Below are 12,536 nucleotides of genomic sequence, written 5' to 3'. Positions count from 1 at the left end.
ACAACGTAAACCCCGATCATACCTGCATTAAGAGAAGCTGCGAAGCAGCGTCTGCGAGAAAGCTGACCATGGTTGAAAATAGCGAACTACGTAAAGCAGGACTCAAGGTAACATTGCCGAGGGTTAAAATACTCCAAATGCTCGATTCTGCCGAGCAGCGCCACATGAGCGCCGAGGATGTCTACAAGGCTCTCATGGAGGCTAGCGAGGACGTCGGCCTGGCCACGGTTTACCGTGTCCTGACCCAGTTTGAAGCTGCGGGATTGGTGGTTCGCCACAATTTCGACGGCGGTCACGCTGTGTTCGAGCTGGCTGACGGCGGCCACCACGACCATATGGTCAATGTGGAGTCAGGTGAGGTGATCGAGTTCTTCGACGAAGAAATCGAGAAGCTTCAGAAGGCCATTGTCGAGAGACACGGCTTTGACCTGGTGGATCACAATCTGGTGCTCTACGTCCGCAACAAGAAGGCATAGCACTAGCAACGAAGGCGACCCAGGGTCGCCTTTGTGCTTTTTATCGTTCAGCTTTTGGCCGTGACGACCATCTTCTTGGCGTGCGCCAGGGATTCCTTGGTCAGGTCGATGCCGCCCAGCATTCGGGCCACTTCTTCTATGCGCTCAGTTTTGCTGAGTTTGGAAACCGCTGTGCGCGTTGCGTCGTTGTCCCTGACCTTGTGCACGAAGAGGTGCTGATGGCCCTGTGCTGCAACCTGCGGTAGGTGCGTGACGGTCATCACTTGCCCGCGTTCACCCAGGCGGCGCAAGAGCTGGCCCACGATTTCAGCGGTGGGGCCACCGATACCGACGTCGACTTCGTCGAACACCAGCGTCGGGACGCGCGAGGTTTGCGCAGTAATGACCTGGATGGCGAGGCTGATCCTCGAAAGCTCACCGCCTGACGCGACTTTCGCCAGCGCCTTCAGCGGCTGGCCCGGGTTGGCGCTGACCAGCAGTTCTACCTGCTCCAGGCCATGCGGGAGCGGTTCTGCATTGGCATTGGGTTTGAGTTCGATCTGGAAGCGCCCGCCGGGCATGCCTAGGCGATGAATTTCCTGTTCGACGGCGCTGGCCAGTTTTGTCGACGACGTGTGGCGCAGATCGCTCAGCTCACGGGCTTTTTCCTGGTAGTGCCGAGCGAAGGCCTGGACTTCATGCTCCAAGCGCTCGATGGATTCGTCATTGGCGTTCAGCGTTTCTATTTCATCCAGCAGTTTCTGTTGCAGTGTCGCGACTTCGCCCGGCTGGATGCGATGTTTGCGTGCCAGTGTATAGATAGCATCGAGTCGCTCTTCAAGCTGTTGCAGTCGAGCCGGATCGGCATCGAAATGATCCAGAAAGCGGTTCAGTTCGCCCACCGCTTCTTCAACCTGAATCTGGGCGCTGGACAGCAAGCCTGTCGCCTCGCTCAATGCCGAGGGCGAATGGTCGACACTGCCGAGCCTGTGAAGGCTGGCGGTCAGGGCATTCAGCACATTGCCGGAGTCGCTTTCACTGCACTGCTCGACTACTTGCCGACAGATGCTCAGCAGGCTTTCGGCGTTGGTCAGGTCCTTGTGTTCCTGCTCGAGCTGTTCAAGCTCGTTCTCGCCGAGGCTCAGGCTTTCCAGCTCTTCCAGTTGATAGCTCAATAGCTGATGCCGGGCGCGTTGTTCGTCGCCGGAATTGGAAAGGCGCTCCAGCTCTTGGCGTGTCTGGCGCCAGCGCTGGGCGGCAAGATGGACCTGACGTGCGAGGTCGGTTGCGCCAGCGTATTCGTCCAGCAGGCGACGATGGGTGTCGGTCTTGAGCAGCGACTGATGCTCATGCTGACTGTGGATGTCGATCAGCAGTTCGCCCAGCGCTTTCAGGTCGCCCTGAGGGCAGGGCGAACCATTGATATAAGAGCGTGAGCGACCTTCGGCGGTAATCACGCGACGCAGGATGCAAGGGCCGTCGTTGTCCAGGTCGCGCTCTTTCAGCCAGGCCTCGGCCTCGGGAATGTCGCCCAGATCGAACGTGGCGAGTATGTCGGCCTTGTCAGCACCAGGCCTGACCACGCCGCTGTCGGCCCGATCGCCCAGAGTCAGCCCGAGAGCATCGAGCATGATCGATTTGCCAGCGCCGGTTTCGCCGGTGATGACGCTCATGCCCCGATCCAGTTCAAGATCAAGGTGTTCGACGATGGCGTAGTTGTGTACGGAAAGGTGCACCAGCATTGAGCGGCTCTCGGGCTGTTTGTCTGGTTATTTATACAGTGTTTTTCTTGTTGCTGACAATGCCCCTGCTTAGCTCGATTTAATCGGTTTCCGGAGGTTCTTAGTCCCTGTTGCTCGCCAAGGCGATTTTCCCGAGGGGCTGGAAGGCGGATTTTTTGTCAGGGAATACGTATCTGGATGACTTGGAACCCTTGAAGCCGAAAAATCCGGTCCCATATAGGGGACAGAAGCGCGAATCGGGATCGCGGAAGTTTTTAGAGGAGAATACTTATGGCTGACGAACAGAATCTGGATGCGCAGGCTCAGGATCAGGCTGCCGAGGCAGGCGCGGGTGAAGAATTGACAACCCGCGTGCAGGTGCTCGAAGAGCAACTGGCTGCTGCGCAGGACCAATCCCTTCGGGTGGCTGCGGATCTGCAGAATGTCCGCCGCCGTGCCGAACAGGATGTTGAAAAGGCGCACAAGTTTGCGCTGGAAAAATTTGCCGGTGATCTCTTGCCGATCATCGACAGTCTGGAGCGAGGCCTTGATCTGTCCAGTCCGGACGATGAAAGCATTCGTCCGATGCGTGAAGGCATCGAGCTGACCTTGAAGATGTTCCAGGACACTCTCAAGCGTTATCAGCTGGAAGCCATCGATCCGCACGGTCAACCGTTCAGTGCTGACCAGCACCAGGCGATGGCCATGCAGGAAAGTACTGATGTAGAGCCCAATACGGTGCTCAAAGTGTTCCAGAAGGGTTATCAGCTTAACGGTCGTCTGTTGCGCCCGGCCATGGTTGTGGTCAGCAAGGCACCGTCGCCTGCAACGCCGTCAATCAACGAGCAGGCTTGAAATAAGCAGTAAGGCCCCCATTTAAAGGTCAAGCGTTTAAGAGCTACCGCAAGTTGTAAACGCAATTGCGGCAACCACATTCAAATTTTGCAAGTTTCGGGAGAGTCAAGATGGGCAGAATTATCGGTATCGACCTGGGGACTACCAACTCCTGCGTCTCCATTCTGGAAAACGGTAACGTCAAGGTTATCGAGAACGCCGAAGGCACTCGTACTACACCTTCGATCATCGCTTATGCAAATGATGGCGAGATTCTGGTCGGTCAGTCCGCCAAGCGTCAGGCGGTCACCAACCCGCACAATACTCTGTACGCGGTGAAGCGCCTTATCGGTCGCAAGTTCGAAGAGGATGTCGTTCAGAAAGATATCCAGATGGTCCCTTACAAGATCGTCAAGGCTGACAACGGTGATGCTTGGGTTGAAGTGAATGGCCAGAAAATGGCGCCTCCTCAGATTTCCGCTGAAATCCTGAAGAAAATGAAAAAGACTGCCGAAGACTACCTCGGCGAAACGGTTACCGAAGCGGTCATTACCGTTCCGGCCTACTTCAATGACAGTCAGCGTCAGGCAACCAAGGACGCTGGCCGTATTGCTGGTCTGGACGTCAAGCGCATCATCAACGAACCAACCGCAGCCGCGCTGGCTTACGGTATGGACAAGGCCAAAGGCGATCACACTGTCATCGTTTATGACCTGGGTGGCGGCACTTTCGACGTCTCGGTTATCGAGATCGCTGAAGTTGATGGTGAGCACCAGTTTGAAGTGTTGGCAACCAACGGTGACACGTTCCTGGGCGGTGAAGACTTCGATATTCGCCTGATCGACTTCCTGGTCGACGAGTTCAAGAAAGAAAGCGGCATGAACCTTAAAGGTGATCCGCTGGCCATGCAGCGCCTGAAAGAGGCTGCTGAAAAAGCCAAGATCGAGCTTTCGTCCAGCCAGTCGACCGATGTCAACCTGCCTTACATCACTGCAGATGCAACCGGTCCAAAGCATTTGAACGTGAAAATCTCGCGTTCCAAGTTGGAATCACTGGTTGAAGACCTGGTTCAGCGCACTATCGCACCGTGCGAAATGGCGCTTAAAGATGCCGGTATCGAAAGAAGCCAGATCAACGACGTGATTCTGGTCGGTGGTCAGACTCGTATGCCGCTGGTCCAGAAGCTTGTTACCGAGTTCTTCGGTAAGGAAGCACGTAAAGACGTCAACCCGGACGAAGCTGTTGCAATGGGTGCTGCCATCCAGGGCGCTGTACTGGCCGGTGATGTCAAAGACGTTCTGCTGCTGGATGTAAGCCCGCTGACCCTGGGTATCGAAACCATGGGCGGCGTGATGACTGCGCTGATCGAGAAGAACACCACGATTCCTACCAAGAAATCTCAGGTGTTCTCGACTGCTGACGACAACCAGAACGCCGTGACCATTCACGTGCTGCAAGGTGAGCGTAAGCAGGCGACTCAGAACAAATCGTTGGGCAAGTTCGATCTGGCCGAGATTCCGCCAGCTCCACGCGGCGTGCCACAGATCGAAGTAACCTTCGACATCGACGCAAACGGCATCTTGCACGTTGGCGCGAAAGACAAGGCGACCGGCAAGCAGCAGTCCATCGTGATCAAGGCCAACTCCGGTCTGTCCGAGGAAGAAATTCAGAAGATGGTTCGCGACGCCGAAGCCAACTCTGAAGAAGACCGCAAGTTCGAAGAGCTGGCATCTGCCCGTAACCAGGGCGATGCACTGGTCCATTCGACTCGCAAGATGATCACTGACGCAGGTGACAAGGTCACTGCCGAAGAGAAGACTGCCGTCGAAGCTGCGCTGGTTGCTCTGGAAGCTGCCATCAAGGGCGACGACAAGGCTGTCATTGAAGCCAAGGTCGAAGAGTTGTCGAAAGTTTCCGCGCCAATCGCTCAGAAGATGTATGCCGAGCAGGCCGAAAACCCTGAAGCAGCAGCCAAGCCTGCTGAAGAAGCGACCAAGGCTGACGATGTCGTCGACGCCGAGTTTGAAGAAGTGAAAGACCACAAGTAAGCGCAGGCTCACTTGAAAGCCGGTTGACCTCTTTCGGGCGGTGGCTGGTAGGATGTCGCCGCGCGGGAGCTTGCTCCCGCGTTGGCGTGTCTGGAACACCCAAAATTTCGACGTGTGGAGTCGCTCCGCATGTCATGTGGCAAGGTCGCTACGCTCCTGCGTAGCGACTCATTCTGCCGCTTTACCGGTCAGTCATATCTGGCTTTTGAATGAAGACCAGGATCGTTGAGTCGACGTGAGTTGGGTCCGGGGCCTGAGTTGGGCTCAACGAGTTTGGCAGGTCTCAGGAGAGTCTTGCCGAACGTCCTCAAGAGTACGGAAGAACTATGGCAAAGCGTGATTATTACGAAGTGTTGGGAGTGGAGCGAGGCTCCAGCGAGGCAGACCTGAAAAAGGCTTACCGTCGTCTGGCAATGAAGCACCACCCTGACCGTAACCCTGATGACAAAGCGTCGGAAGAACTGTTCAAAGAGGCCAACGAGGCTTACGAAGTTCTTTCGGATGCCAGCAAGCGCGCTGCCTACGATCAATATGGTCATGCCGGTGTCGACCCAGGCATGGGTGGCGGCGGTTTCGGTGGCGGCGCCGGTGGCGCCAATTTCTCCGATATCTTCGGCGACGTGTTCAGCGATTTCTTCGGTGGCGGTCGCGCTGGCGGCGGCGGTGGTCGCGGCGGTGCGCAGCGTGGCAGCGATCTGCGTTACACGCTGGAGCTGAATCTGGAAGAAGCAGTTCGCGGCACGACCGTGAATATTCGTGTTCCGACACTGGTCAATTGCAAGCCTTGCGACGGCAGCGGCGCCAAGAAAGGCTCGGCCCCCGTGACGTGCCCTACCTGTGGCGGTATTGGTCAGGTGCGTATGCAGCAGGGTTTCTTCTCTGTGCAGCAAACCTGCCCGCGCTGTCATGGTCAGGGCAAGATCATTTCCGACCCGTGCGATTCGTGTCATGGCGAAGGTCGTGTCGAAGAGTACAAGACGCTTTCCGTCAAAGTGCCGCTTGGCGTCGATACCGGTGACCGTATCCGCCTGTCTGGTGAGGGCGAGGCGGGCGTGCAGGGCGGGCCGACTGGCGACCTGTATGTCGTGATCAATGTGCGCGAACACGCGATCTTCCAGCGTGACGGCAAGCATCTTTTCTGTGAAGTGCCTATCAGCTTCACCGATGCAGCGCTGGGCGGCGAGCTTGAAGTGCCGACGCTCGACGGTCGCGTCAAACTGAAGATTCCGGAAGGTACTCAGACCGGCAAGCAGTTCCGCTTGCGCGGCAAGGGTGTCGCTCCGGTGCGTGGCGGCGGTGCGGGCGATTTGATGTGCCGCGTGGCAGTCGAAACGCCGGTCAACCTGAGCAAGCGTCAGCGTGAATTGCTTGAAGAGTTCCGCACATCGCTCGAAAACGACGAATCCCACTCTCCCAAGGCCAGTGGCTGGTTTGAGGGTGTGAAGCGTTTCTTCGGCGATCTGTAAGGCTGACAAAACAGGAGCAGAGCATGCGACGTATTGCTGTAGTAGGTGCCGCAGGGCGCATGGGCAAGACTTTGATCGAAGCGGTTCAGCAGGCGCCTGGCGCAGGGCTGACTGCTGCTGTCGATCGTCCCGACAGCACGCTGGTGGGGGCTGATGCCGGCGAGTTGGCGGCGCTGGGTCGTATCGGTGTGCCGCTGTCAGGTGATCTGGCAAAAGTGGCGGACGAGTTCGACGTGCTGATCGATTTTACTCATCCGTCGGTGACGCTGAAGAACCTGGCGTTCTGCCGCAAGGCAGGTAAGGCCATGATCATTGGCACGACCGGTTTCAGTGCCGAAGAAAAGCAGCGTCTGGCAGAGGCGGGCAAAGACATTCCGATCGTGTTTGCCGCCAATTTCAGCATCGGTGTGAATCTTTGCCTGAAACTGCTCGACACTGCGGCGCGGGTTCTGGGTGATGAGGTCGATATCGAAATCACCGAGGCGCACCATCGGCACAAGGTCGATGCGCCTTCCGGAACCGCCCTGCGTATGGGTGAGGTGGTTGCCAATGCGCTGGGCCGGGATCTGGAAAAAGTCGCTGTCTATGGGCGTGAAGGCCAGACCGGCGCGCGTGATCGCCAGACCATCGGCTTTGCGACCATTCGTGCGGGTGATGTGGTCGGTGATCATACCGTGCTGTTCGCAGCTGAAGGTGAGCGGGTCGAGATCACTCACAAGGCATCCAGCCGCATGACCTTCGCCAAAGGCGCGGTCCGTGCGGCCATGTGGCTTGAAGGCAAGGCTCCAGGGCTCTATGACATGCAGGATGTATTGGGTCTGCATTGATTTTTACAGGGCCGGCCAAGGCCCTGTCGCATTTTCCCGCTTTTCAGGCTCATTGGTGGTAGACCAAAATGGGCCTTTTCTGTAAGCTACAGCTTTAGTGTGTCCACTAAAAGCGCGCAGATGATTCCATAAGAAAGCGGGGTGACGTTACTACGTCATTCCGCTTTTTTGCAGCCTGCGATCGCCCTTTCAGGTTTTATTTACGGGAGGTCTTCTTGACTAAGCCAGCCATACTCGCCCTTGCTGATGGCAGCATTTTTCGCGGCGAAGCCATTGGAGCCGACGGTCAGACCGTTGGTGAGGTGGTGTTCAACACCGCAATGACAGGCTATCAGGAAATTCTTACCGATCCTTCCTACGCCCAGCAGATCGTTACCCTGACTTACCCTCATATCGGCAACACCGGTACTACACCTGAAGACGCAGAGTCTGATCGTGTGTGGTCAGCCGGCCTGGTCATTCGTGACCTGCCGCTTGTAGCCAGCAACTGGCGTAACAAGATGTCCCTCGGTGATTACCTGAAAGCCAACAACGTCGTTGCCATCGCTGGCATCGACACGCGTCGCCTGACCCGCATCCTGCGTGAGAAAGGCGCCCAGAACGGCTGCATCATGGCCGGCGATAACATTTCGGAAGAGGCAGCCATTGCTGCTGCTCGCGGCTTCCCTGGCCTCAAGGGCATGGATCTGGCGAAAGAAGTCAGCACCAAGGACACTTATGAGTGGCGCCACAGTGTCTGGAATCTGAAGACCGACAGCCACCCTGAGATCGCTGCTTCCGAGCTGCCTTACCACGTTGTCGCCTACGACTATGGCATCAAGGTCAACATCCTGCGCATGCTCGTAGAGCGCGGTTGCCGTGTGACAGTGGTCCCGGCGCAAACGCCTGCCAGCGAAGTGCTTGCCTACAAGCCGGACGGCGTTTTCCTGTCCAACGGCCCGGGTGATCCCGAGCCTTGCGACTACGCTATAAAGGCCATCAGAGAAGTGCTGCAAACCGAATTGCCGGTATTCGGCATCTGCCTCGGTCACCAGTTGCTGGCGCTGGCTGCTGGCGCCAAGACCGTGAAAATGGGTCACGGCCACCACGGTGCAAACCACCCGGTTCAGGATCTGGACACCGGCGTTGTGATGATCACCAGCCAGAACCACGGTTTTGCGGTTGATGAAGCGACGCTGCCGGGCAACGTTCGCGCTATCCACAAGTCGCTGTTCGACGGCACCCTGCAGGGTATCGAGCTGACCGACAAGAGCGCGTTCAGCTTCCAGGGTCACCCCGAAGCGAGCCCTGGCCCGAACGATGTAGCGCCGCTGTTTGATCGCTTTATCGAAGCCATGGCCAAGCGCCGCTGACCGGTTGCCTTGAGACTGTAATACGCAGGTGCCCAGGGCGGCCCCGGACCCAATGTCCGGTTGCTGCCGCCCCGGCCACCTCAGATAAATGTTCAAGACGGCTTGCCGACTGAACCTGCGGATTTGAGTGACCAACCATGCCAAAACGTACAGACATAAAAAGCATCCTGATTCTTGGTGCCGGCCCCATCGTGATCGGCCAGGCCTGTGAGTTCGACTACTCTGGCGCCCAGGCCTGCAAGGCACTGCGCGAAGAGGGCTACCGCGTCATCCTGGTGAACTCCAACCCCGCCACCATCATGACTGACCCGGCGATGGCCGACGCGACCTACATCGAACCGATCAAGTGGCAGACCGTTGCCAAGATCATCGAAAAAGAGCGCCCGGACGCACTGCTGCCGACCATGGGTGGCCAGACCGCGCTGAACTGCGCGCTGGACCTGGAGCGCGAAGGCGTCCTGGAGAAGTTCGGCGTCGAGATGATCGGCGCCAATGCCGACACCATCGACAAGGCTGAAGACCGCTCGCGTTTCGACAAGGCCATGAAGTCCATCGGCCTGGCGTGCCCGCGTTCCGGCATCGCGCACAGCATGGAAGAAGCCAACGCGGTTCTTGAAAAACTCGGCTTCCCTTGCATCATCCGTCCTTCATTCACGATGGGTGGCACGGGCGGCGGTATCGCTTACAACCGCGAAGAGTTCGAAGAAATCTGCGCCCGCGGCCTGGACCTGTCGCCGACCAAGGAACTGCTGATCGATGAATCTCTGATCGGCTGGAAAGAGTACGAAATGGAAGTTGTCCGCGACAAAAAGGACAACTGCATCATCGTCTGCTCCATCGAGAACTTCGATCCGATGGGCGTGCACACCGGCGACTCGATCACTGTTGCACCCGCACAGACCCTGACCGACAAGGAATACCAGATCCTGCGTAACGCCTCGCTGGCGGTACTGCGTGAGATCGGCGTTGAAACCGGCGGTTCCAACGTACAGTTCGGCATCTGCCCGGACACCGGTCGCATGGTCGTGATCGAAATGAACCCGCGTGTTTCGCGCTCTTCGGCGCTGGCCTCCAAGGCCACCGGTTTTCCGATTGCCCGGGTCGCTGCCAAGCTGGCTGTCGGTTACACCCTCGACGAACTGTCGAATGAAATCACTGGCGGCAAGACACCGGCGTCTTTCGAGCCGTCCATCGATTACGTGGTCACCAAGCTGCCGCGCTTTGCGTTCGAGAAGTTCGCCAACGCAGATGCCCGCCTGACCACTCAGATGAAGTCGGTCGGTGAAGTCATGGCCATCGGCCGCACCTTCCAGGAGTCCTTGCAAAAAGCCCTGCGCGGTCTGGAAGTGGGCGTTTGTGGCCTTGATCCGAAGCTGGACCTGAGCCATCCGGAAAGCATGAGCACGCTCAAGCGTGAGCTGACTGTGCCGGGTGCCGAGCGCATCTGGTATGTCGCCGATGCATTCCGTGCGGGCATGTCGGTCGAAGACATCTTCGCCATGAACATGATTGACCCCTGGTTCCTGGTTCAGATCGAGGATCTGGTCAAGGACGAGGAAAAGGTCAAGACCCTGGGTCTGTCGGCTATCGATCGCGACCTGATGTTCCGCCTCAAGCGCAAGGGCTTCTCCGATGCGCGTCTGGCCAAGCTGCTGGGCGTCACCGAGAAGAATCTGCGTACGCATCGTCACAAACTCGAAGTGTTCCCGGTCTACAAGCGTGTCGATACCTGCGCAGCCGAGTTCGCCACCGATACAGCGTACCTGTACTCCACGTACGAAGAAGAATGCGAAGCCAACCCTTCGACTCGCGACAAGATCATGATCCTTGGTGGTGGCCCGAACCGCATCGGCCAGGGTATCGAGTTCGATTACTGCTGCGTGCATGCCGCTTTGGCGCTGCGTGAAGACGGGTACGAGACCATCATGGTCAACTGCAACCCGGAAACCGTTTCCACTGACTACGACACTTCCGACCGTCTGTACTTCGAGCCAGTCACTCTGGAAGACGTGCTGGAAATCGTGCGTGTCGAGAAGCCGAAAGGCGTCATCGTCCAGTACGGTGGCCAGACGCCATTAAAACTGGCTCGCGCTCTGGAAGCTGCTGGCGTGCCGATTATCGGTACCAGCCCTGATGCCATCGACCGTGCCGAAGACCGCGAGCGGTTCCAGCACATGGTCGAGCGCCTGAACCTGCGTCAGCCGCCAAACGCTACCGTGCGCAGTGAAGATGAAGCTATTCGGGCTGCGGCCAAGATCGGTTACCCGCTGGTGGTGCGTCCGTCCTACGTGTTGGGCGGTCGGGCGATGGAAATCGTTTACCAGGAAGACGAGCTCAAGCGTTACCTGCGTGAGGCGGTTCAGGTCTCCAACGACAGCCCTGTATTGCTCGACCACTTCCTGAACTGTGCAATCGAAATGGACGTCGATGCGGTCTGCGACGGCACCGATGTGGTGATCGGCGCGATCATGCAGCACATCGAACAGGCGGGCGTTCACTCCGGTGACTCCGCATGCTCGCTGCCGCCATACTCGCTGCCTGCTCATATTCAGGACGAGATGCGCGAGCAGGTCAAGAAGATGGCTCTGGAATTAGGCGTCGTCGGTCTGATGAACGTACAGCTGGCCCTTCAAGGCGAAGATATCTACGTCATTGAAGTGAACCCGCGTGCATCGCGCACCGTGCCGTTCGTGTCCAAGTGCATCGGTGTTTCCCTGGCCATGATCGCTGCGCGCGTGATGGCGGGTAAGACTCTGAAAGAGCTGAATTTCACCAAAGAAATCATTCCTAATTTCTACAGTGTGAAAGAGGCCGTGTTCCCGTTTGCCAAGTTCCCTGGCGTTGACCCGATCCTCGGACCGGAAATGAAGTCGACCGGCGAAGTGATGGGCGTAGGCGATACCTTCGGTGAAGCGTTCGCCAAAGCCCAGATGGGCGCCAGCGAAGTGTTGCCGACGGGTGGCACTGCGTTCATCAGCGTGCGGGACGATGACAAGCCTCTGGTTGAAGCGGTCGCTCGTGACCTCATCAATCTGGGCTTCGAGATCGTCGCAACGGCGGGGACTGCCAAGCTGATCGAAGCAGCAGGCCTGAAAGTGCGTCGCGTCAACAAGGTCACCGAAGGCCGTCCACACGTGGTCGACATGATCAAGAATGACGAAGTCACGCTGATCATCAACACCACCGAGGGTCGTCAGTCGATCGCGGATTCCTACTCCATCCGTCGCAACGCCTTGCAGCATAAAATCTACTGCACCACTACCATTGCAGCGGGCGAAGCGATCTGTGAAGCGCTCAAGTTCGGTCCCGAGAAGACCGTGCGTCGCTTGCAGGATCTCCATGCAGGATTAAAGGCATGATCAAATACCCAATGACTGTTCAGGGCGCTCGCGCCCTGGAAGAAGAACTGACTCACCTGACCAAGGTGATTCGTCCAAAGTTGAGCCAGGACATCGGTACTGCGCGCGAGCTGGGCGACCTCAAGGAAAACGCCGAATACCATGCTGCTCGTGAGCAGCAGGGTATGGTCGAGGCACGTATTCGTGATATCGAAGGCCGCATGCAGAACGCTGTGGTGATCGATGTCACGACTATCCCGCATACCGGCAAGGTTATTTTCGGCACGACAGTCGAAATCGCCAACGTCGAAACGGATGAAAGCGTGGTCTACCAGATCGTGGGTGAGGACGAGGCGGATATCAAGAAGGGCAAGATTTCAGTGGGTTCGCCCATCGCTCGTGCCTTGATTGCCAAGGAAGAGGGTGATGTCGTTGTCGTAAAAACGCCGAGTGGCGTCATCGGGTACGAAATCATCGAAGTGCGTCATATCTGAT

At 57.5% G+C, this 12,536-nt stretch carries 9 protein-coding genes; 8 read left to right on the top strand and 1 reads right to left on the bottom strand.

Annotated elements, in window-relative coordinates; translation table 11 throughout:
- Nucleotides 1–68: 68 nt before the first annotated feature.
- Nucleotides 69–476, top strand: a complete 408-nt coding sequence (fur, locus tag I9H09_RS19860) for a ferric iron uptake transcriptional regulator (RefSeq protein WP_002555142.1) — start codon at nt 69–71, stop codon at nt 474–476.
- Nucleotides 477–523: 47 nt separating this feature from the next.
- On the opposite strand, the gene recN is transcribed toward fur, so the two are convergent.
- Complete coding sequence (recN, locus tag I9H09_RS19855) at nt 524–2,197, bottom strand: DNA repair protein RecN (protein WP_005888965.1); 1,674 nt, start codon at nt 2,195–2,197, stop codon at nt 524–526.
- A gap of 270 nt (nt 2,198–2,467) precedes the next feature.
- On the opposite strand from recN, the gene grpE reads away from it, so the two are divergent.
- From grpE to greA, 7 genes are all read left to right on the top strand, one after another.
- A complete protein-coding gene (gene grpE, locus I9H09_RS19850; protein ID WP_005888968.1) occupies nt 2,468–3,031 on the top strand; it encodes a nucleotide exchange factor GrpE in 564 nt (187 codons plus the stop codon).
- Between the two features lie 110 nt (nt 3,032–3,141).
- The gene (dnaK, locus tag I9H09_RS19845) at nt 3,142–5,058 is read left to right on the top strand and encodes a molecular chaperone DnaK (RefSeq protein WP_005888970.1); all 1,917 of its coding nucleotides are present in this window, start codon (nt 3,142–3,144) and stop codon (nt 5,056–5,058) included.
- 326 nt (nt 5,059–5,384) lie between these two features.
- Nucleotides 5,385–6,524 (top strand): molecular chaperone DnaJ, encoded by a 1,140-nt coding sequence (gene dnaJ, locus I9H09_RS19840; protein ID WP_122347297.1) that lies wholly within the window; start codon nt 5,385–5,387, stop codon nt 6,522–6,524.
- A gap of 23 nt (nt 6,525–6,547) precedes the next feature.
- Nucleotides 6,548–7,351, top strand: a complete 804-nt coding sequence (gene dapB, locus I9H09_RS19835) for a 4-hydroxy-tetrahydrodipicolinate reductase (RefSeq protein ID WP_005888974.1) — start codon at nt 6,548–6,550, stop codon at nt 7,349–7,351.
- Between the two features lie 215 nt (nt 7,352–7,566).
- Nucleotides 7,567–8,703, top strand: coding sequence for a glutamine-hydrolyzing carbamoyl-phosphate synthase small subunit (carA, locus tag I9H09_RS19830; protein ID WP_005888976.1), 1,137 nt, complete (start codon nt 7,567–7,569; stop codon nt 8,701–8,703).
- A gap of 137 nt (nt 8,704–8,840) precedes the next feature.
- Nucleotides 8,841–12,062, top strand: a complete 3,222-nt coding sequence (carB, locus tag I9H09_RS19825; protein WP_005888978.1) for a carbamoyl-phosphate synthase large subunit — start codon at nt 8,841–8,843, stop codon at nt 12,060–12,062.
- A complete protein-coding gene (greA, locus tag I9H09_RS19820) occupies nt 12,059–12,535 on the top strand; it encodes a transcription elongation factor GreA (protein ID WP_122347295.1) in 477 nt (158 codons plus the stop codon). The genes carB and greA overlap by 4 nt, the downstream gene beginning before the upstream one ends.
- The last annotated feature ends 1 nt before the right edge of the window (nt 12,536 follow it).

This window comes from Pseudomonas tremae, assembly GCF_023278125.1.
Classification (GTDB): Bacteria; Pseudomonadota; Gammaproteobacteria; order Pseudomonadales; family Pseudomonadaceae; genus Aquipseudomonas; species Aquipseudomonas tremae.
The sequence above is the reverse complement of the archived record's forward strand: the minus strand, read 5'-3'. Positions and strand labels throughout refer to the sequence as shown.

What these genes read in the sequence shown, in the direction of transcription:
- fur (WP_002555142.1), top strand. Translation starts at nt 69, where the DNA reads ATGGTTGAAAATAGCGAACTACGTAAAGCAGGACTCAAGGTAACATTG.
- recN (WP_005888965.1), bottom strand. Translation starts at nt 2,197, where the DNA reads ATGCTGGTGCACCTTTCCGTACACAACTACGCCATCGTCGAACACCTT.
- grpE (WP_005888968.1), top strand. Translation starts at nt 2,468, where the DNA reads ATGGCTGACGAACAGAATCTGGATGCGCAGGCTCAGGATCAGGCTGCC.
- dnaK (WP_005888970.1), top strand. Translation starts at nt 3,142, where the DNA reads ATGGGCAGAATTATCGGTATCGACCTGGGGACTACCAACTCCTGCGTC.
- dnaJ (WP_122347297.1), top strand. Translation starts at nt 5,385, where the DNA reads ATGGCAAAGCGTGATTATTACGAAGTGTTGGGAGTGGAGCGAGGCTCC.
- dapB (WP_005888974.1), top strand. Translation starts at nt 6,548, where the DNA reads ATGCGACGTATTGCTGTAGTAGGTGCCGCAGGGCGCATGGGCAAGACT.
- carB (WP_005888978.1), top strand. Translation starts at nt 8,841, where the DNA reads ATGCCAAAACGTACAGACATAAAAAGCATCCTGATTCTTGGTGCCGGC.
- greA (WP_122347295.1), top strand. Translation starts at nt 12,059, where the DNA reads ATGATCAAATACCCAATGACTGTTCAGGGCGCTCGCGCCCTGGAAGAA.